General features: G+C 67.8%; 18 protein-coding genes and 1 tRNA gene. 8 read left to right on the top strand and 11 right to left on the bottom strand.

From position 1 onward, the window contains the following. The first annotated feature begins 61 nt into the window (after positions 1-61). Positions 62-1,360 (top strand): hypothetical protein, encoded by a 1,299-nt coding sequence (locus tag OG405_RS00515; protein WP_327149673.1) that lies wholly within the window; start codon positions 62-64, stop codon positions 1,358-1,360. Between the two features lie 385 nt (positions 1,361-1,745). On the opposite strand, the gene OG405_RS00520 is transcribed toward OG405_RS00515, so the two are convergent. Both OG405_RS00520 and OG405_RS00525 read right to left on the bottom strand, forming a co-directional pair. Further along, positions 1,746-2,219: an NUDIX hydrolase gene (locus tag OG405_RS00520; protein WP_327149674.1), complete on the bottom strand. Its 474-nt coding sequence runs from the start codon at positions 2,217-2,219 to the stop codon at positions 1,746-1,748. Between the two features lie 218 nt (positions 2,220-2,437). Continuing rightward, entirely contained in the window at positions 2,438-3,346 is a 909-nt protein-coding gene (locus OG405_RS00525) for an NADP-dependent oxidoreductase (protein ID WP_327149675.1), read from the bottom strand. 122 nt (positions 3,347-3,468) lie between these two features. Here OG405_RS00525 and OG405_RS00530 point away from each other — a divergent pair, with 122 nt between their 5' ends. Then, positions 3,469-3,927, top strand: a complete 459-nt coding sequence (locus tag OG405_RS00530; protein WP_442790806.1) for a winged helix-turn-helix transcriptional regulator — start codon at positions 3,469-3,471, stop codon at positions 3,925-3,927. Positions 3,928-4,093: 166 nt separating this feature from the next. Here the strand turns inward: OG405_RS00530 and OG405_RS00535 are convergent, their stop codons facing one another. Continuing rightward, positions 4,094-4,753 carry a TetR/AcrR family transcriptional regulator gene (locus tag OG405_RS00535; RefSeq protein WP_327149677.1) on the bottom strand — a complete coding sequence of 220 codons (660 nt, stop codon included), beginning with the start codon at positions 4,751-4,753 and terminating at the stop codon, positions 4,094-4,096. A 67-nt stretch (positions 4,754-4,820) separates the two neighbouring features. On the opposite strand from OG405_RS00535, the gene OG405_RS00540 reads away from it, so the two are divergent. Next, positions 4,821-6,287: an MFS transporter gene (locus OG405_RS00540; RefSeq protein ID WP_327149678.1), complete on the top strand. Its 1,467-nt coding sequence runs from the start codon at positions 4,821-4,823 to the stop codon at positions 6,285-6,287. A 64-nt stretch (positions 6,288-6,351) separates the two neighbouring features. After that, positions 6,352-6,738, top strand: a complete 387-nt coding sequence (locus tag OG405_RS00545; protein ID WP_327149679.1) for a cupin domain-containing protein — start codon at positions 6,352-6,354, stop codon at positions 6,736-6,738. A gap of 29 nt (positions 6,739-6,767) precedes the next feature. Here OG405_RS00545 and OG405_RS00550 read toward each other — a convergent pair whose 3' ends face one another. The 6 genes from OG405_RS00550 to OG405_RS00575 form a co-directional block, all read right to left on the bottom strand. After that, entirely contained in the window at positions 6,768-7,685 is a 918-nt protein-coding gene (locus tag OG405_RS00550; protein ID WP_327149680.1) for a ribonuclease Z, read from the bottom strand. Positions 7,686-7,921: 236 nt separating this feature from the next. Then, positions 7,922-9,067 carry a hypothetical protein gene (locus OG405_RS00555; protein WP_327149681.1) on the bottom strand — a complete coding sequence of 382 codons (1,146 nt, stop codon included), beginning with the start codon at positions 9,065-9,067 and terminating at the stop codon, positions 7,922-7,924. Positions 9,068-9,128: 61 nt separating this feature from the next. Further along, a complete protein-coding gene (locus OG405_RS00560; protein ID WP_327149682.1) occupies positions 9,129-9,383 on the bottom strand; it encodes a hypothetical protein in 255 nt (84 codons plus the stop codon). A gap of 121 nt (positions 9,384-9,504) precedes the next feature. Beyond that, positions 9,505-10,449, bottom strand: coding sequence for a ribose-phosphate diphosphokinase (locus OG405_RS00565; RefSeq protein WP_442790807.1), 945 nt, complete (start codon positions 10,447-10,449; stop codon positions 9,505-9,507). A gap of 51 nt (positions 10,450-10,500) precedes the next feature. Continuing rightward, positions 10,501-11,973 (bottom strand): bifunctional UDP-N-acetylglucosamine diphosphorylase/glucosamine-1-phosphate N-acetyltransferase GlmU, encoded by a 1,473-nt coding sequence (glmU, locus tag OG405_RS00570; RefSeq protein ID WP_327149684.1) that lies wholly within the window; start codon positions 11,971-11,973, stop codon positions 10,501-10,503. A 43-nt stretch (positions 11,974-12,016) separates the two neighbouring features. Further along, positions 12,017-12,087: transfer RNA gene (locus OG405_RS00575), tRNA-Gln, on the bottom strand. A 344-nt stretch (positions 12,088-12,431) separates the two neighbouring features. On the opposite strand from OG405_RS00575, the gene OG405_RS00580 reads away from it, so the two are divergent. From OG405_RS00580 to OG405_RS00595, 4 genes are all read left to right on the top strand, one after another. Further along, the gene (locus OG405_RS00580) at positions 12,432-13,094 is read left to right on the top strand and encodes a TetR/AcrR family transcriptional regulator (protein WP_327152582.1); all 663 of its coding nucleotides are present in this window, start codon (positions 12,432-12,434) and stop codon (positions 13,092-13,094) included. 162 nt (positions 13,095-13,256) lie between these two features. Further along, complete coding sequence (locus OG405_RS00585) at positions 13,257-13,904, top strand: TetR/AcrR family transcriptional regulator (protein WP_327149685.1); 648 nt, start codon at positions 13,257-13,259, stop codon at positions 13,902-13,904. Between the two features lie 373 nt (positions 13,905-14,277). Then, positions 14,278-17,892, top strand: a complete 3,615-nt coding sequence (gene mfd / locus OG405_RS00590) for a transcription-repair coupling factor (protein ID WP_327149686.1) — start codon at positions 14,278-14,280, stop codon at positions 17,890-17,892. Next, complete coding sequence (locus tag OG405_RS00595) at positions 17,889-18,647, top strand: MazG family protein (protein ID WP_442790635.1); 759 nt, start codon at positions 17,889-17,891, stop codon at positions 18,645-18,647. The genes mfd and OG405_RS00595 overlap by 4 nt, the downstream gene beginning before the upstream one ends. A 55-nt stretch (positions 18,648-18,702) precedes the next feature. On the opposite strand, the gene OG405_RS00600 is transcribed toward OG405_RS00595, so the two are convergent. Both OG405_RS00600 and OG405_RS00605 read right to left on the bottom strand, forming a co-directional pair. After that, positions 18,703-19,590, bottom strand: a complete 888-nt coding sequence (locus OG405_RS00600) for an arylamine N-acetyltransferase family protein (RefSeq protein ID WP_327149687.1) — start codon at positions 19,588-19,590, stop codon at positions 18,703-18,705. A 13-nt stretch (positions 19,591-19,603) separates the two neighbouring features. Then, complete coding sequence (locus OG405_RS00605) at positions 19,604-20,464, bottom strand: NAD(P)-dependent oxidoreductase (protein ID WP_327149688.1); 861 nt, start codon at positions 20,462-20,464, stop codon at positions 19,604-19,606. Positions 20,465-20,473: the final 9 nt, after the last annotated feature.

Genomic DNA, 20,473 nt, shown 5'->3' on the forward strand with positions numbered 1-20,473 from the left:
CGGCATGAGTGAGTCAGGCCCGGAGGCGGCAGCGGAGCGTGACCATGGAGGGCCCTCGCTCATGACGCATGGATACAGCGTGGGTGGCGACGGGGGAGGTGCGGTGGCCGACCGGCCGACCGTGCTGGTGCGGATGGCCGACGCGGGCGATGTGTACATCTCCTGGCGCTGGCTCGGATACGACGCCGCACCAGGTGTCGCGGCGTTGCCCGGCGCCGATATCGACGCGGTGGTCCGGGAACTCGCGGCTGCCCTGCCGGACCCGAGTGTTCCCGGCAGTCTCGAACGTACGCTCACCGCCGCCGCCCTCGCCGCCCCCGATTCCGAGTACCTGCTGGCGCGCGATCTCTCCCGAGCGCTGCTGCCCTATGAGCTGGCCGGCCAGCTGCATACGCTCTACCTACAGGGGATCCGTCCACTCATCCGGCTCCAGCCCTCTCCGCGGGTCGCCCAGGTGCCGTGGGAGATCCTGGCCCCGGCACCGGAAGTCCGGCTGATCGATATCGCCGATATCGGGCTGTTGGCCCCGGCCGGAATCGTGCATGCGCCAACCCGTATCGCGCAGTCCTGGGCCGAGACACGCGAGTTGCCGGTGGTGGCCGTTCTGGATCCCCGGGTGCCCGGATTCCGCGCCGATTCCGAGCTCGGTTCGGTGCTGGGCAGGATGAACCATCCGACCCCGCTCACCGAACGGATCGCGGACCATATCGGTGCGGGCCGGATCCGGCCGGAGGTCGGCGAGCCCACCGAGATCTTCCGCCGCACCGATCTCGACCGTGCGTGGCTCTCGCGCGCGCTGCGCGGCGGTGCCGCCCGGCTGCTGTACGTCGGCCATGTCACCGCGGCGTCACCGGAATCCGGGCAGAGCGAGAACACCGAACTCCACCTGGCCTGCACCGCCGATACAGTCGGTTTCGCCGAACCGCACCGAACCCACCGCCCGCTGTCGGCCAAGGATCTGCTGCTGGGCACCCATACACTCGATTCCGAACCGGTAGCGGGCCGCGAATTGTGGCCCGTGCCCAGCCGCGTCGCACTCATCGCCTGCGAAAGCGGTGGCGACCTGCGGTTCACCGAGGCTCTGGGCCTGATCGCCGCCATGATCACCGGGGGCGCCGAACTGGTCACCGCGACGCGTTGGCCGCTCCCCACCGACCTAGCCTTCCAGCGCCTCGGCGGCGCGACCGGCGCGACCCCGCTACAGGAGGTCGTCTGCGCGGTGGACGCGGCTCACGAAACGACCGATCCGGTCGCGGTTCTCGCGCAATGGCAACGTGCCCGGCTGCGCGCCTGGCGCGGTACCGGGGCCATCGAGAACTCCCCGGTGCTGTGGTCGGCGTTCGCCACTTTCGCTACCTGACGGCCAGGTCGCCGGGAGGTGGCGCATTCGAGTCGTCGGTGCGTCGTGTGGATGTCCCGGCCAGTACATCCGGCGCGGATTCGACCATTTCGCGGGCGGTCGCGAAACCGGGCGCGGCGGAATCGGCCGTTGGCGTGGTACGGGATGCTCTCACGTTGTGCCGCAGAGGTTCCTGTTCCGGTATACGATCACAGCGGGCGGCGATCCTCCACTTCTCCGGAAGTGACGGGATTCAGCCCGACGCAGGGTCCGATGTGCTGTGGCGGCCGTGATCGGACCATCGGTGGCGCGGTTTCGGCGGTACCACCGGTGTCCCCGAAGGGTCCGGGGGCCTCCCTGCGCCGGGTATGAATTCGAACGCCATGCCCGCGTCCGTGTCCCTGCCTCAGTGCTGGATCAGTCCGCCGACCGGTACCGGGGCGGTACGGCCGGTTGCCGGACGGGACCGGGCGAGGGCGATACCGATATCGACCAGCGAGGACCGGCGCAGATCCGGTATTTCGGAGATAGGCGTCCAGGTCGGATCGTCCGTTTCGCCGTTCGGCTCCGCACGTAACCGCCCGCCTACCAGCCGGACCTCGTAGAAGATGCCGATGTTCTGATGTTCGGATCCACCGGGCACAGCGCGTTCAGCCGCGGGGATCAGTCTCGAATCGACGCCGAGCAGTCGTCGCACCTCCGCGATGTAGCCGGTCTCCTCCCGGACCTCCCGCCTCACCGTGTGGAACGGGTCTTCCGCATGCTCGACCCTTCCTCCTGGAAGCGTCCAGTTTCTCGCGCCGTCGGGGCGTACATGCCGGGCCAGGAGCACGTGCCGGTCCCGGATGCACACGGCGTACGCCGCCAGTCGGAAACTCACCTGGACTCCTCGTTCCGCGATCGGGCGAACGGCTGCTCGAATCAGAGCTCGCATGATGTACAACGCCTGGAGGGCGACGGCGATGGGCAGCCATCGTAACTCGCGGCGAACCGGTGAGACCCGCAGTCGAAGTACCACGCCGAGTGGCGAATCCAGCTGACCGGGCCCGCCCCGGCCGAGTCCGGAATCAGGACTCGGCCCGGGCCCGGAATCAGGACTCAGGGCCGAAGAACGTATTTCCCTCGGATCCCGCCCCGGGCGAGCTCCCGGTGGGCGTCGGCGGCCCGGTCGAGTGGGAGCACCGCGTGCACTCGGGCCGGGAGGCGGCCGTTCGCGGTATCGGCGAGGAACCCGGCCAGCCGAGCCCCGTCGGCCTGGACCGCGACGGCCCGGACGGTGATCCCGCGCTCGGCGGGTGGTTCGGCACCCGGTCGGACACCGATGAACAGTCCGCCGTCGCGGACCAGGGCCAGACCCTCTTCCTGCAGTGTCGCGGCATCGGCCACCGCGTCCCAGTAAGGTGACGCGGCGACGGTGAAGTCCGCGCCGAGTCCGCGGACGAACTCCTCGTCGCCGGCCCGGGCCAGCCCGGTGACCCGCCAGCCGCGTTCCTGCGCGAACCGGATCACATAACTGCCGACCGCGCCCGCGGCACCGGTCACCAGCAGACCCCGGCCGTCGCCGGCGCCGAGCAGATCCACTAGTTGGGCGGCGGTGAGGCTGTTGAGCGGGACGGTCGCCGCGATGGACGGATCGAGTTCGTCCGGGACGCGGGCGATATCGCTCGCCGCGACTATCACCTGTTCGGCGTAGGTACCGAAATCGCGATCGAATCCACTCAGCAGACCCGCGACGCGGCTCCCGACCGGAATTTCGACGCCGGGCCCGGTCTCGCTGACGGTACCGGCGAAGTCGGTGCCGATACCGGTGTAGGCGGACCGAGTGATGAGGCCGAGGCTGTGGAAGACGCCGGCGGTCAGGGCCAGATCGACCGGGTTGACAGTCGCGGCGGCGATATCGACCCGGACCTGACCGGGTCCGGGTTCGGCTACGGGTACGTCGATGATCTCGATGGAATCGGGGCCGGCCGGGATACGGACGACCGCGCTACGGAATGTACTGGACATATCGCCTCCTGTGGAGATTTCTGTGCTGTAGCTCCACAATGGGGTGGTAACTCTCCATCGGGAAGTAGGCACCTGGAAGTGCGTATCCCACCGCGCGGTAGGAAGGAGCGGTCGTGGCGACGATGACAGCGGCCCAGAGGCGGGCCCGGGACAAGGTGGACTACGACGCGTTCTTCGACGGCTGCCCGAGTCGTCAGCTGCTGGAACGGATCTCCGGGAAGTGGGTTGCGCTGGTCCTGTCCGCGCTCGGCAGCGGCGGTCCACACGCGGGCGCCGAATGCGGCGGCGAGCCGCGGGCGATGCGCTACTCCGAGCTGGCCCGGCGGCTGGCCGGGGTCAGCCAGAAGATGCTCACCCAGACCCTGCGCACTCTGGAACGCGACGGACTGGTCATCCGCACGGTGACGCCGACCGTTCCTGTCACCGTCACCTATGAACTGACCGAACTCGGACTGTCGCTGCACGAGATCATGCGCGGAATCAAGAGTTGGGCGGAGGCCCATATGGACGAGGTGCAGGACAACCGCGAGAGGTTCGATCTCGCGACACCCGCGCGGGAAGCCGTCAGCGGTCCGGCCTAGGCGTACCTGCGCGTGCGCTCCGGCCGTGCGCTTTTTGCGTATCTGCGCGTGCGCTCCGGCCGTGCGCTTTTTGCGTACCTGCGCGTGCGCTCCGGCCGTGCGCTTTTTGCGTATCTGCGCGTGCGCTCCGGCCGCGCTTTTGCGTACCTCCGCGTCCGTGCGCCGTCTAGAGTGGCGCCGGACCGACCAGGCCGGTGATCAGGGCCCGGAGGCCGAGCAGGTAGGTGTCCTCGGCTGTGAGCTCGACCCAGCGCGGGCCCACCTCGGCCAGGCGCGGCAGGGTTTCGGGATCCAGATCCGCGAAGACCTGCTCGCGGAAGGTGGGTCGGCCGTCGGCGGCGCGGCGGGCGGAGCGGGTCCGGATGATGATCTCGCCCGCCGTGTACTGCCAGATGATCCGATAGGCACGGACCGCTTCCTCGGGTGTGAGGCCGCAGCCGATGGCGCCGTCGATGATGGCTTCGGGGACCCAGAGCGCCGAAATGCCGAGCAGGTCGTCTGCCGCGAGGATCTCGACGAACCAGGCGCGGGCGGTGAGCACATCGTGCACAGCGCGGGCTGCCGTGACCATCCGTTCGCGCGGATCCGCCGGTAGCGCGGGCCATTCCACCCGGTCGGCATAGTCCGCGAGCAGCAAGCGCAGCAGTTCGTCTTTATCGCGAACGTGGTGGTAGAGGGCCATCGGCGTGCAACCGAGCTCGGTGGCGACCCGGCGCATACTGAGCGCCGCCGAGCCGTCGGCGGCGACCACCGCGTCGGCGGCGGCCACGATGTCCGCGCGGGAGATCTTCGGCGGTCTGCCGGTGCGCGGCGCGGACTCGGTCATGGGGTCATCTTCGCGCATCGTCGGCTGGGCGCTGGACACGGCCCCGCGGCACGGCTAGTTTTTATACGTGTATAAAAACTTTGGTGGGCGACCCTCTCTCGCCCTCGCGGCCGTCGCGACGGCCCAGTTCACGGTCGCGCTGGATATGGCGGTGATGAATGTGGCGCTGCCGTCGATCCGCACCGATCTCGGCTTCGCTCCGCTGGATCTGGCCTGGATAGTGCATATCTATGCCCTGACATTCGGTGGATTCCTGCTGCTCGGCGGCACCTCGAGCGATCTGTTCGGCCGCCGCCGCCTGCTCACCGCCGGACTCGTGGTCTTCGGGATCGCCTCGCTGGCGGGTGGGCTGGCGCAGCAGCCGTGGCAACTGGTGGCCGCCCGCGCGGTTCAGGGGTGTGCTGCCGCCGCGCTCGCGCCGGCCGCGCTGGCGGTTCTCACCACCACCTTCCCCGAGGGCGCCGCCCGGGTCCGGGCGCTCGGGATCTGGAGCGCGGTGAACGCCGTCGGCGGCGCGAGCGGTGTGCTGGTCGGCGGATTGCTGACCGAATACGCCGGCTGGCGCTGGGTGATGCTGATCAACGTGCCGCTGGTGGCCGTCGCGGTCGGTGCGACAACGGCCGGGATCGGCTCCGACGCCGGCCGTGGCGGTAGCCGGCTCGACCTGCTCGGGGCGGTCTTGGCCACCGGTGGGATCGGTCTGCTGGTCACCGGGGTCATCCGCACCGACCGGTACGGCTGGTCGGCGCCGGTCACCGTGACAACCCTGGCCGCCGGTGCGCTGCTCCTGGCCGCTTTCCTCGTGGTCGAGAACCGTTCCCTCGCACCGCTGGTGCGGCTCGGGCTGTTCGGTAACCGCTGGGTCGCCGGGGCGAATCTCTTCGTCTTCCTCGCCGCCGCCGGACAATTCGCCGCGTTCTATTCGGTCTCGCTGTACATGCAGCAGGTGCTGGGGATGAGCGCGGGCGCGACGGGGGCGGCCTTCCTGCCCTTTTCGGTGATGATCGTGCTCGGCACCGTGATCGCCACGAAAGCGGGCGCGCGCCGATCCCCGCGGGCGGCGCTGATGATCGGTGGAATGCTCACGGCAGCCGGTCTTTCCTGGTTCGCCGCCATCAGCCCGGACGGCAGCTTTCTCACCGATATCCTCGGCCCGTCGATCGTCGGCGGTCTGGGAATCGGGTTGTGCCTGGCCCCGGCCGCGGTCGCGGCGGCGATGGGTGTCGAGGCCCGGGAAGCCGGCATGGCCTCGGGTGTGTTCAACAGTTCCCGGCAACTCGGCGGGAGTATCGGGGTGGCGGTGCTGGCCACCGTGGCAGCGAGCCGAACCGGTACCGCCACCGATCCGGCCGCGTTCAACAGCGGTTACGCGCTCGCCCTGACGATCTCCGCGGCGGTGTTCGTCCTGGCGGCGTTCGTGGCCACGGTAGTGCTGCCCCGTCGTATTTCGTCCGGACCGCAAACCGGCACCGCACCGATTGCGCTGCCGAATGGAGCCGCGACACCGGCGGTACCGGCCCGTCCCGCGCCGTAGCGGTACGACTGCCCGGCAGCCCCTGTATTCCAGCAGATTTCACGCAGTACGAAAGGAAATCATCATGACCTCCTCCATCGATATGTTCGCCCGCGCGCTGAGTTTCCACCCCGACGGCCGGGTACGTGACGGCGAACGGCGGATGAGCGAGGGCACGGACGGTTGGCAGCTGGCCACCTTCCACGTGGAGACCGACACCGAAATCCACGCCGACCACTGGGAGATGCACCCGGCATCCGAGGAAGCAGTGTGCTGTCTGTCCGGGGCGCTGCGGCTCTATCTGCGCCCGGCCGGTCCCGGCGATACCGAAACCGAAGTGCGCCTCACCGCCGGAACCGCCTTCGTCGTGCCACGTAACCGCTGGCACCGGCTCGAACTGGAGCAGCCGTCCGACATCATGTCGATCGGGCTGCGCGACGGTACCCGGATCGAGCCGGTCGCCGGACCGTGACGGCCGATCGCCATCGGGGCCGGTACGGGTCAGCGACGTGACGGGAACGGGATGTGTTCCAGATCCGCGGCGATCACGATCTCTCCGCCGAACACCTGTCGCGCTTCGGCGAGATGCCGGCCCAGGTCGGGGTAGCGCTGCGAGAAATGGGTCAGGACCAGCGTTCGCGCACCGGCCTCGGCGGCGATCCGGGCCGCTTGTCCCGCGGTGAGATGACCGTGCTCGGCGGCCAGATGCGCGTCGGCGTCGAGGAAGGTCGCTTCGATCACCAGCATGTCCACGCCCGCCGCGAGTTCGCGTGCGCCCGGGCAGATCCGGGTGTCCATGACGAACGCGAAACTCTGTCCGCGCCGCAATGTGCTCACCTCGTCGAGAGTCACGATCCGGCCCTGCCAATCGACCTCGCCCTCCCGTTGCAGCCGACCTACGACAGGGCCGTGCAGGCCCAGCTCATCGAGCCGCTCCGGCCGGATGGTGCGATAGTCCGGCTCGGTCAGCCGGTAGCCGAATGCCTCAACTGGGTGGTCGAGGCGCGCGGTGGTGACCTCGAAGGGGGCGCCGGGGGCCGGTAGTGCGCCCGGTCCGGTGATCGGGCGCTGCCGTAGATCCACCGCGCGATGGTAGGCGGTGGCATCACAGAGATTGTCGAAGAACCGCTGACCCGAGGCGGGATAGTAGGTGTCGATCGGATGCGGCACCCGGTCCAGGTTGATCCGCTGGACGACCCCGGCCAGGCCGAGGCTGTGATCACCGTGGAAATGGGTTATCGCGATCCGGGTGAGATCGGTGGCGGAGATACCGGCCCGGATCATCTGCCGCTGGGTGCCCTCGCCCGGGTCGAACAGTACGGCCTCGCCACCCCAGCGCAGTACGTATCCGTTGTGGTTGCGCTGAGCGGTCGGCACCTGGCTCGCGGTGCCCAGCACGACCAGTTCCCGCTGCGACATCTATCCGCACCTCGGCGGCCGCGCCGCCCCTGTCGCCGCCGTGAATCCGCCGGCTCCTAGTTCGTCGGGCATGGGCCAGACGATATCCGCCGTCGCGCCGGTACGCGGCGCCTGGGCGGAAATGCGGATCGGAGGCGACCGGCCGCGGATCGGATACGGAACTCCCGGTACAGCTCCGGCAGGAAGCCTGCCGGGGTGACGCATTTCCTGGCCCCTCGTTGCCGGGCCTGCCGTTGTCAGCCGCGCGATTCGTTGGGCACTATCTCGGCCCCGGTGAGAAGCAACCCGATGGCCACACCCACGACGAGGCATATCGCGGCTGCGATGGCCGCCCATTTGCCGAGCGGTTCGCCCCGGATATGGCCGACGACACCGAGCACGATTCCGGCGGCGCCGAACACGATGGGGCAGAACAGCAGCGATACCGCGGCGCATACGAAGCCGATGATGGACAAAACCTGCGGTCCGGAACGTTCCGGTTGCGCAGCGGCGCCGTAGGGCTGGTACTGCTGCTGTTTGGGGTAGGCGGGATAACCGCCGGCGCCGGGCGCCCCTCCGGTCCAGCCGCCCGACCCCTGCTGTCCGCCCGGCGCACCGGTGCCGGGCCACCCCTGCTGTGCGCCGGGCGGGCCACCCCAGCCCTGCTGCGCCGGCGCACCCCAGCCTTGCTCCTCCGGCGCGCCCCAGCCCGGCTGCCCGCCGTATCCGGCCCCCGGTGGTCCGCCATATCCGCCGCCGGGTTGCTCCGGCCCACTCCCATAACCGCCCTGCGGTGGATACTGACCGCCCTGCGGTGGATACTGACCGCCCGGCGGTGGATAGGGCGACCCGCCCGGCGGCTGTCCGTAACCCTGCTGCCCGCCGGGTGGCTGTCGCCAGGCTTGTCCCGGCTCCTGTTCCTCGGGCCGGGCCGACCACGCCTGCGGGGGTACCTCACCACCGGGAGGCTGCTGCTCCGGGGAGCCGGACTGCCGGCCGTGCGCGAACGCCGCCGAGCCCGGGTCGGATGGCGGCGCGGATTGTTCGCCCGTACCCGGCCGCGCCGAGTCGGCGGCGCGAGGTTCGCGGCCGAGCAGCTTCGGCAGGTACTCGGTGGGCGGGTCGTACGGCCCGGCCTGCTGTGCCTCGGACGGCCCGGTGGATTCCGGCGGCTGTGGGGCGGCGGACGAGGCGCCGCTCACCGACGGTTCCGGGGCGTGCGCGGGGGTCTGGGTAACGTCGGGCGGCTGCGGGGCGCCGGGGGCGAGGAACGGTTCGCCCGGAGATTCCCGGGGCCGTTCCGCGGCCGGTCGATCGGCCGCGCCGGAATCGGGTTCCGGCCGGTCTGTGCTCTTCTCCTCCGGAGTCTCGCCGGAGTCGCGCGGGTCCTGCGGTGTGCTCATCACGTCTCCTCGTTCGTAGCGTCGAGGGCTCGTAGGCCGGTACCGCGGTGCGGGCGCAGCGTCAGCTGTCGGGTTCGTTCTCTATATGGATGGCGGCGGCCTCGGCGGGACGGTCGTCGTCGGCGGCGGCGGCGCGGTCGCGGCGGTCCGGTTCCAGCCGAAGTTCCTCGGCTATGCCGAGTCGGCCGTCGTCGTCACCTTCGCGGTTGCGAATACGCAGGTCGGAGGGCGGGTCCTCGATATACCGTTCGTAGGCGCGGACCTCGTCCTCCTGCTCGTCGTCACCCATATCGGGCTCTCGTGGTTCGCGATCCATACCACCCAGTATGCGCTGCCTCGTGGCCGCCCCGCGGGACCGTGACCAGCGATGTCGGGTTTCGCCGCGAAATGGCGAACGGCCCCGGACCAGCTGGTCCGGGGCCGTTCGGAAGAAGAGATCAGGCGTTGCCGTTGAACAGCCCGGTCACAGAACCGTTCTCGAACACCTCGCGGATGGTGCGGGCCAGCAGCGGCGCGATGGAAAGCACGGTGAGCTGTGGGAATTTCTTGTCCTCGGTGATCGGCAGGGTGTTGGTCACCACGACCTCCCGGGCACCGCAGGACGCGAGCCGTTCGGCGGCCGGAGCGCTGAGCACACCGTGGGTCGCCGCGATCACCACATCACCGGCACCCGCCTCACGCAGCACGTTCACCGCGCCGGCGATGGTGCCACCGGTGTCGATCATATCGTCGATGAGGATGCAGGTGCGGCCTTCGACCGAGCCCACCACCCGGTTCGACTTCACCTGGTTCGGGACCAGCGGGTCGCGGGTCTTGTGGATGAACGCCAGCGGCGCGCCGTCCAGCGAATCCGCCCACTTCTCCGCCACCCGGACCCGGCCGGAGTCGGGGGAGACCACGGTGATGTTGTCGAGGCTGTAGTTGGTGCGGACGTACTCGGCGAGCTGCAGCTGCGCATGCATGTGGTCGACCGGGCCGTCGAAGAAACCCTGGATCTGATCGGTGTGCAGGTCGACCGTGACGATGCGGTCGGCACCCGCGGTCTTGAGCAGGTCGGCGACCAGACGGGCCGAGATGGGCTCGCGGCCGCGGTGCTTCTTGTCCTGGCGGGCGTAGGGGTAGAACGGCAGGATAGCGGTGATCCGCTTGGCCGAACCGCGCTTGAGCGCGTCGATCATGATCAGCTGTTCCATCAGCCACTGGTTCAGCGGCGCCGGGAAACTCTGCAGGACGAAGGCATCGGACCCACGGACCGACTCTTCGAAGCGGACGAAGATCTCCCCGTTCGCGAACTCACGCGCGATCTGCGGGGTGACGTGAACGTCGAGTTCCTTGGCCACCTGCTCGGCTAGTTCTGGGTGCGACCGTCCGGCGAAGAGCATCAGGTTCTTCTGGTTGTCGATCCATGACGCGGTCACTGCTGGTTGCCATCCTTAAGCTTTATTGCCCGATCCGGTGTTCTCATCGGCCGCGATAGCTTTCGCCGCCGCGTCTGCTGCCGCGGTACCTGGACGTTTCCGCTGCACCCAGTTCTCGATATTGCGCTGCGCACCCCCGGACACTGCCAACGCGCCCGGCGGAACGTCTTCCCGCAGTACAGTACCTGCCCCAGTGTAGGCACCGTCACCCACGGTCACCGGGGCAATGAACATCGTATCGCTGCCGGTACGCACGTGGGAGCCCACCACCGTCCGGTGTTTGCTCACCCCGTCGTAGTTCACGAACACACTGGATGCTCCGATGTTGCTGTGCTCGCCGATGGTGGCGTCGCCGATATAGGTCAGATGCGGGACCTTGGTGTGCCGGCCGATATCGACGTTCTTGGTCTCCACGAAGGCACCGATCTTCCCGGACTCGCCCAGCACGGTCCCCGGCCGCAGATAGCCGAACGGTCCGACCATCGCCTTCGCGCCGATCGTCGCGGCTTCCCCGTGGGTGCGGATCACCCGGGCGCCCTCGCCGACCACCATGTTCATGAGCGTGGAGTCGGGCCCGATCTCGGCGTCCTCGCCGATCACCGTGGTACCCAGCAGCTGGGTACCGGGGCGCACCACAGTGTCGCGGCCGATCCGGACATCGGTATCGATCCAGGTGGTGGCCGGATCCATGATCGTCACCCCGGCGCGCATATGTCGCTCCAGGATGTAGCGGTTCAAAGTATGCGCCGCGGCCGCCAGCTGCACCCGGTCGTTCACCCCGGTGACCTTGGCCGAATCGACCAGCCGGGCGCCCTGCACCGGGTATCCGGCCTCGCGGGCGAGCCTCAGGACATCGGTCAGATAGAGCTCGTGCTGGGCGTTGGCGGTGGACAACCGGCCGAGCATGGTGCGCAGCACCGCGGCGTCGAAGGCGTACACACCTGAATTGACCTCGCGGATCGCGGCCTGTGTGGGAGTCGCATCGGCGTGTTCCACGATCTCGGCGACCTCGCCGTCGGCGTCGCGCACGATCCGGCCGTAGCCGTTCGGATCGTCGGGCACGAAGGTGAGGACCGTGACCGCGGGACGTTCGGGATAGCTCCGATGCTCGTCCAGCAACGCGGACAGGGTGTGCCCGTCCAGCAGGGGAACATCTCCGGAGGTGACGATGACATCGCCGGTGAAATCGGCGGACAGACCGGCGAGCCCGATCTGGACGGCATGCCCGGTACCGAGCTGCTGTTCCTGCACTACCGGCACGATCTCCCGATCGAGTTCCGTGGCCACCGCGGCCGCGGCCGCGCCGACCTGCTCACGGTCGTGACCCACCACCGTCACCAGATGATGGGGGTCGATGGAATGAGCCGCGTGCAACGCGTGGGCCAGCATGCTGCGCCCGGCCAGCGGGTGCAGCACCTTGGGGGTCTTCGACCGCATTCTCGTACCGGCACCTGCGGCTAGCACGATGACGGCGGTCTGCTCCTGCATGAATCTCCCTCGGGCCGACGATGGTCATCGTGCACACGAGCTGCTCCGCCGCCAGGACTCGAACCTGAACTATCTGAACCAAAATCAGAGGTGCTGCCATTACACTACGGCGGACTGTTCACACCGGTGGGTACCCGAATCCCACCGCTGTGCCCGGCACGGCAACGATACTCGCATGCCACCCCGGGATACGTCGAACCGTGGTGGTGGCGACACGCCAGCGGAACGCGTGACGGCTCCTTTCCGTGGTCGGCGAGCAACCGGCGCCGCCCGGGTGACTCCGGTCGCCACGGGTCTGAGACAGTTGATCTCGATGGTTCTGGTCGCAGGTCCGGCTTCGGCCGCCCGTGACCCCGATAACCAGGGAGGCGGGAAACGTGTCGTCGGGAGAACCGAGAACAACCGAGGAGTTGCGGGCCACCGGTGACATCGAACAGGTCCCGGCGGCCCGGCAGCGGATGACCGGTACCCAGCGGCGCCGGCAGTTGATCGAGATCGGCCGCGCCCTGTTCGCCGAACGCGGCTACGACGCCACCTCCATCGAGGAGATCGCGCAACGCGCCCTGGTGTCCAAACCCGTCGTCTACGAGCATTTCGGCGGTAAGGAAGGGCTCTATGCCGTCGTCGTCGACCGCGAGATGTCGATGTTGCTGGATATGATCACCTCCTCGCTCACCAACAACAGGTCGCGGGTCCGGCTCGAGCAGGTGGCACTCGCCCTGCTCACTTATATCGAGCAGCGCACCGACGGATTCCGCATCCTGGTGCGCGACCAGCCGGTGTCCTCCACCGACGGGCGGTACTCGAGCCTGCTCAACGAAGCGGTCAACCAGGTCGCGCATCTGCTCGCCGGCGATTTCGAACGCCGCGACCTCGACACCAGCCTCGCCACCCTTTACGCGCAAGCTCTGGTCGGCATGGTGGCCACCACCGCCACCTGGTGGCTGGATGTGCGCAGCCCGTCCAAAGAAGTCGTCGCCGCGCATCTGGTGAACCTGTGCTGGAACGGCTTGAGCCACCTCGAGGCCGACCCCCAGCTCAGCTCGGAATGGCCCGCCGTGCCCGGCCCACAGCCGGCGAACTCCCCGGGCGGGCAGCGCAGTTCGGGCAACCGTGAATGAACTACCCGCGAAATCGGGTGGCCCGGTGAATCGAGAGACGTAGCGAATACGGATGGTACGGTTCACCCATCCTCTGGGTGCTGTTCGGGCGGTAAGTCGGTCTACTTCGACAATGTCGGTCTACTTCAGGATGGCTGGTTATTGGGATGACAGGCGGAGCTGATGGCTAGGCAAGCGCGCGCGGAGATAACCCGCGATTCCGTTCTGGCGGGCGCTGCCGACGTCTTTCTGCGCTTGGGCTACGCCAATGCGAGCCTCAGCGAGATCATCGCGCAGTCCAACGTGACCAAGGGCGCCTTGTACTTTCACTTCGGGTCCAAGGAAGAACTGGCCCGTGCCGTGGTCGACCAGGGCAACGAACGCCTCATCGCATCCTGCAAAGGATTCTTCGACTCTCGGGTCCCGGCCCTCGAGGCCGCGATCGGCATCACGTACGTGGTGGCAGATCTGTCGATGAACGATCCGATGGTGGGCGCCATGCTCAAACTCACCCATCAGATCGGTGACTACCGCGGCGCCAACGGCGACAACATCGCCAAAACCTGGGGTGACACCTACCGCGTCCTCTCGGAACGGGCGATCGCCCAGGGCGACCTGCTCCCCGACCTCGACCCGGAGACCATCGGCCTGCTGCTGTACGGGCTCACCACGGGAATCCACATCGTCGCGGTCGGCACGGAATCGGTCGACCAGATGGCGTCGCGGATGGAACGGGCCTGGTACTTCCTACTCCCGTCCGTAGTCCCCGACGACAAGGTGTCGTACTTCCGCGAGTTCGCGGCGAGACGGTTGCGGCGCTACGTGCCGTAATTTCGCGCTGCCGCCGGCGGCGTGAGTCGGCCCTCTGACCTCGGTTCTCCACTCCCGTCCGTCCGTCGCTGCGCTCCCTCTCTGCGGTCGCTCCGGAACCGGGTGGGCCCCGATTACGGGGGTCGGGCCGTCGGCCGCAGATCCCGAATCGAGGATCGACGCAACCACACGAGTCGAGTTCTGCGAGACACCCCGAAGGGTTGAGGCCGTCTCGCCGTTCAGGCCTCGAAGCGCATGCGCCGAAGGCGCGAGTCTCGAGGCCTGAACGGCGAGACCTCAGGGCCTCAACCCCGCGCACGCCAGTGCGCAGACAAGCACAGATAGACTCGCGGAGCTCGGTGGAATCGCTTTCGTTCGGCGTTCAGGAGAGAAAATGTCTGCCCCACGTCCACCACTGGCGGGATTGGCCGCTGCGGCCGGTGCCGATACCGCGTTGCGGACCGTTTCCGGGATGCTCGGGCGGTCGCCGGTGGAGTTGGTGGCGCCGGCTGCGGCGCGGTCGTTCGTCGCGGCGACGATGGCGGCCGAGCGGCCCGTGGTGGTGGTGACCGCGACCGGCCGGGAGGCCGATGATCTGACGCTGGAGCTCGGCGAGATGCTGGGGTCGGCGGTCGCGCAGTTCCCGTCCTGGGAGACGCTGCCGCACGAGCGGCTTTCGCCGGGCGCCGATACCGTCGGACGTCGGCTAGAGGTGCTGCGGCGGCTGGCGCATCCGGAGGATCCGGTGTTCGCGGAGCCGTTGCGGGTCGTGGTGACCACGGTGCGGTCGCTGATGCAGCCGATGGCGAGTGGTCTGGGCGATATCGAACCGGTCGTGTTGCGGATCGGCGGAGAAGCCGATTTCGACGTATTGGTCTCGCGTCTGGTCGAATTCGCGTATACGCGGGTGGACATGGTCGGTAAGCGCGGCGAGTTCGCGGTACGCGGCGGCATATTGGATCTTTTCCCGCCCACCGCGGACCACCCGGTCCGGGTGGAGTTCTGGGGGGACGAGGTCACCGAACTGCGACCGTTCTCCGTGGCCGATCAGCGGTCGCTGGGGGAGACTTCGCTGGATACCGTCGTCGCGGCGCCGTGCCGGGAACTGCTGCTCACCCCGGCGGTGCGGGAGCGGGCCGCGGCGGTGGCGGCGGCGAATCCGGCAGATGCCGCGCTGGTGGAGATGCTGGCGAAGCTCGCCGAGGGTATCGCGGTCGAGGGGATGGAGGCGCTGCTGCCGGTGTTGCAGCCGGGTGAGTTGCGGTTGCTGACCGAGCAGTTGCCCGAAAGTACCCATCTGCTGGTGTGTGATCCGGAGAAGGTCCGTACCCGGGCGGCCGATCTCATGCGGACAGGTGAGGAATTCCTGGAGGCTTCGTGGACCGCGGCCTCCTTCGGCAGTGATGCGCCGTTGGGCGCGCACGGGCTGGATCTGGCCGCGTCGGCCTATCGTCCGCTCGCCGATATCCAGGCGAGTGCCGCGGCCCGGGAGCTGCCCTGGTGGACGGTGAGTCCGCTGTCGTCCGGCGCTTCGTCGGAGGTGGAGTTGCCGGTGCAGTCCGGGCCCACCGCGCGGGGCTCCGACGAACTGGTGGCGACCATTTTCGCCTCACTGCGTGCGCACGTGACGACCGGTGGCCGTGCCGTGGTGGTGCTGGCCGGGCACGGTACGGCTCAACGCACCCTGGAGCGGCTCGGTGAGGCGGAGGTTCCGTCCGCGGAGTTGCCTGCCGGTGCGGAGCCGGTGCCCGGAGTGGTCGGGGTGCTGTGCGGGTCGCTGCACGACGGGGTGATCTTCGCGGACGCCGGTCTGGTGGTGGTCGCGGAATCCGATCTCACCGGTAACCGCGTCACCGCCCCGGGCGACGGGAAGCGGTTGCCCGCCAAACGCCGTAACCAGGTGGATCCGCTGGCGTTGAACGCCGGGGACATGGTGGTGCACGACCAGCACGGCATCGGCCGTTTCGTCGAGATGATCGAGCGCACGGTCGGTGGCGCACGGCGCGAATACCTGGTGATCGAATACGCGCCCGGTAAACGCGGCCAGCCCGGTGACCGGTTGTTCGTTCCGATGGAATCGCTGGACCAGCTGTCCCGGTATGTGGGTGGCGAACTGCCCAGCTTGTCGAAACTGGGTGGCGCGGATTGGTCGAACACCAAGCGCAAGGCACGTAAAGCGGTCCGGGAGATCGCCGGGGAACTTGTGCAGCTCTACGCTGCCCGGCAGGCGGCGCCCGGTCACGCGTTCGGCCCGGACACCCCGTGGCAGCGGGAGATGGAGGACGCGTTCGCGTTCACCGAGACCGTCGATCAGCTCACCGCCATCTCCGATGTGAAGGCGGATATGGAGAAGGCCGTACCGATGGACCGCGTCGTCTGCGGCGATGTCGGATACGGCAAGACCGAGATCGCGGTGCGGGCGGCGTTCAAGGCTGTGCAGGACGGTAAGCAGGTTGTGGTTCTGGTGCCGACGACTCTGCTGGCCCAGCAGCATCTGCAGACCTTCTCCGAACGGCTCGCCGGGTTCCCGGTGACCGTGAAGGGCCTGTCCCGGTTCACCGATCCCGCGGAATCGCGGGAGGTGCTCGCGGGGATGGCCGAGGGGGAGGTCGATATCGTGGTCGGCACCCACCGTCTGCTGCAGACCGCGGTGCGCTGGAAGAACCTCGGTCTGGTGATCGTGGACGAGGAGCAGCGTTTCGGGGTGGAGCACAAGGAGCACATCAAGGCGCTGCGGACGCATGTGGATGTGCTGACCATGTCCGCGACCCCGATTCCGCGCACTTTGGAGATGAGCCTGGCCGGTATCCGCGAGATGTCGACCATTCTGACTCCGCCCGAGGAGCGGCATCCGGTGCTCACCTATGTGGGCGGGTACAACGATAAGCAGGTCACCGCGGCAATCCGGCGTGAGTTGTTGCGCGACGGCCAGGTGTTCTACGTGCACAACCGGGTGTCCTCGATCGAGAAGGCGGCCAAGCGGATCCGAGATCTGGTCCCGGAGGCCCGGGTCGTGGTCGCGCACGGACAATTGAACGAGGACATTCTCGAACGCACCGTGCAGGGTTTCTGGCAGCGCGAGTTCGATGTCCTCGTATGTACGACGATCATCGAGACCGGTCTGGATATCTCCAACGCCAATACGCTGATCGTGGAGCGGGCCGATACGCTCGGTCTCTCCCAGTTGCACCAGTTGCGTGGGCGGGTCGGCCGTAGCCGGGAACGTGGATACGCCTACTTCCTGTACCCGGCGGAGAAACCGCTCACCGAAACCGCCTACGACCGGCTCGCCACCATCGCACAGAACTCCGACCTCGGCGCGGGTATGGCGGTGGCGATGAAGGATCTGGAGATCCGCGGCGCCGGTAACGTGCTGGGGGCCGAACAGTCCGGACATGTGGCGGGCGTGGGGTTCGATCTCTACGTGCGACTCGTCGGCGAGGCGGTGGAGGCCTACCGGGCTGCCGCGGACGGGAAACCGATCACCGCCGAGGAGACCAAAGAGGTCCGTATCGACCTCCCGGTGGACGCGCATATCCCGCCCGACTACATCGCCAGCGATCGGCTGCGGCTGGAGGCCTACCGTAAACTCGCCGCCGCCCATGACGATCCGGCGCTGGCGGCGGTGGTCGAGGAACTCGTCGATCGCTACGGCGCGCTGCCGGTCGAGGTCGGCCGGCTGGTCTCGGTGGCCAGACTGCGGCTGCTGGCACGCGAGTACGGGGTCACCGAGATCGCGGTTACCGGTACGACGGTGAAGGTTTCGCCGCTGTCGCTGCCGGATTCGAAGCAGATGCGGCTCAAGCGCATCTACCCGAGCGCGACATATCGTGCGGCCAGTTCGGTGGTGCAGCTGCCGCTGCCCCGGGTTCAGGACAGTGTCGGTGCCGACCGGCTGCGTGATGTGGTGCTGCTCCAGTATCTCGCCGATCTACTGCTCGCACTCGACGGTAAAGCCGCCGGTGCGGTGGATCTCACGGTCGCGACCGAGGTGAGTCCGGCTCGATGACAACCGATCCCGGTGCGGTCGGCGCCGACGGGCCGGACCCCGGCCTGCTCGAATCGGAAACGGCCACCGTCGCCGCCGGTCTGACCGAAGCGGTGGAGGTGATGGATCGGCTGTGGCGATTCGGTGGCTGGGAGGTCACCCAGACCCACGATTCGCTGCGGCCGTATCTGCTGGAGGAGACCTACGAACTGCTCGACGCGATCCAGGACGAGGACGCCGGCACGATCCGCGAGGAACTGGGCGACCTGCTGCTACAGGTCTTGTTCCATTCGCGGATCGCCGAAGCAGCGGGCGAATTCACCATCGGCGATGTGGCCGCGGCACTGGTCGCCAAGCTGGTGAACCGCAGTCCGCATCTGGCCGCTGGACCCGACGAATACGGTTTCGGTACGGCGGCCACGGTCGAAGAGAAGGTTGCGGCACAGGAAAAGGCGTGGGAGGAAAAGAAATCCGCGGAGAAGACCCGGCGTTCCTGTCTGGACGGTATCGCCATGGCGCAACCGGCGCTGGCGCTGGCCGAGAAGGTCTGTTCCCGTAGCGCCCGCGCCGGTCTACCGGAGGAATTGATTCCGGCGGATCTGCGTATCGTCCATCTGGGCGGCCCGGAGAGCGCGGAGGAACGCTTGCGCAAAGCCACCCTCGCCTTCGCCGCCGCTATCCGTCATACGGAAGACGCCGCCGAAGCCGCTCGCGGCGCCCGCCGTCCGTTATCCGCCGAGGACTGGCTCGTGTACTGGCCCGCCGTCGGCGTGTAGGTGCGCTGACCACCTCGTACGCGTCCGGACGATGGACCGTTTCGCCCGGGCCGGGTCAGTCGGTATCCACTGGCCGATGGTCTGCGGGCCAGGGCTCCCGGACGAGTTTTGTCGCATCTGCTTCGTCCAGCTCGATGTCGAATATCTCGGCGAGGATCTTCGGCACGTCGGTTCGTTCCACCTCACGGGTCTCGCCGGTCCCATCCGGGTATCCGGTGATCAGTGTGACGCCGTCGAGCATGTGATGCGCCTCCGGATGAAATCTCTGTGCGATCGGGCGCATGGTGAACGGTGAATGCGGGGACGTCGATACATAGTGATTACCGACTGTCTGATCGATCCGGTACTGCGGGTTCATGGTGAACGTTCGCCGGGTCAGCCAGCCGTTGCGGGAGAAGTGGTGCAGTGTCCACAGCTCTTCGCCCAGTTCGTCCACGCCGTGCTCGAGCCTGAACCGCCAGGCACCTACGGTGAATTCATCATCGCGCGCGGTCAGTTCGATCGGTTCCAGCGGGCCCGAACCGAAACCGACATCGCACAACCAGGCCCGTCCGTCGTCTGCGGTGGTCACCCGCAGCAGTGCGTGCGTGGCAGGTAGCAGACGACTGTCCTGGCCCATGAAGATCCGCCCGGCCAGACCGGTGACACCGAAGCCGAGCCGTTCCAGCGCGGCGGCGAACAACGCGCAGTTCTCGAAACAGTATCCGCCCCGTCGACGCCGAACCATCTTGTCCTGCATCGACTCCACGTCCAGTCGCACCGGCCGGCCCAGGATGATCTCCAGGTTCTCGAATGGGAACGTCGTGGTGTGCCCGCGTACCAGTCCGCGCAGCGTCGCGAGGGTCGGCGTACGTTCCCCGTCGAAACCGATACGGGCCAGATATGCGTCCAAGTCCAGATCCTCACCGCTCCAGCGGTAGGACGGATGTATGGATGTACTCATGCTCTCCTCGGGTCTATCCGCGGTCGAAGTGCTCGATCAGTCGGGAATAGCTGTCGTCGCCGTGGCCGGCCGACAGCGCATCCGCGACCATCTGCCTGGTGTATGACGGCAGCGTGTCGTCGACTCCCCGGGCCCGGCTCTCGGCGATCAGGTCGTCGATGGAGGGCAGGTGATGTTTGAGCGCACCGAACGGGGTGGCGTACTCGGCGCGATCGATCTCGGCGCCGAACATCGGGAACAAGGACGGCAGCGCGGCGAGGGACGGTTCCGCCTGTTCGCTGTAACTCTCGATCGAGATTCCGGCATTGCGGAGAAGTGCCGCGGCATGGAGGAATCCGTTCAACAGACCCCACATGATGCCGTGGAAAGCCATTCCGTACACCAAGGGCACACTCGGATCGGTCGACACATGAGTTGCACGCCCGCCGAGAGCCCGCAACTCCGCTTCGTGACGATCGAACACCCGCCGAGGTCCGCCGAAGAAGATCACCGCGTCCGGCGAGCCGATCGCGGGCGCGATGGTCATGATCTGCCCGTGCAGATAATCCGCACCGTGTGCGGTCACCAGTTCAGCCGCCGCCGTCGCTTGATCGGACGGGCCGTCGGTCAGATTGACCACGGTTCGGCCCGCCAACTTCGTGCCCACCGACTGCAACAGTTCCGCTGCCACCGCCGCGCCCTGGACATTGACGATCAATAACTGGGCCTCGCTCACAGCCGACTCCGGGGACGCGGCCGCCCGGGCCCCCTTGGCTACCAGCGGCTCCGCTTTTTCCGCCGACCTGTTCCACACCACGACCTGGTGACCGGCATCCAGAATGGCCGTAGCCAGTGCGGATCCCATTTCACCCAAACCGATTACTGCGACTGTCATGATTCTCCC

The organism is Nocardia sp. NBC_01329 (genome assembly GCF_035956715.1).
Classification (GTDB): domain Bacteria; phylum Actinomycetota; class Actinomycetes; order Mycobacteriales; family Mycobacteriaceae; genus Nocardia.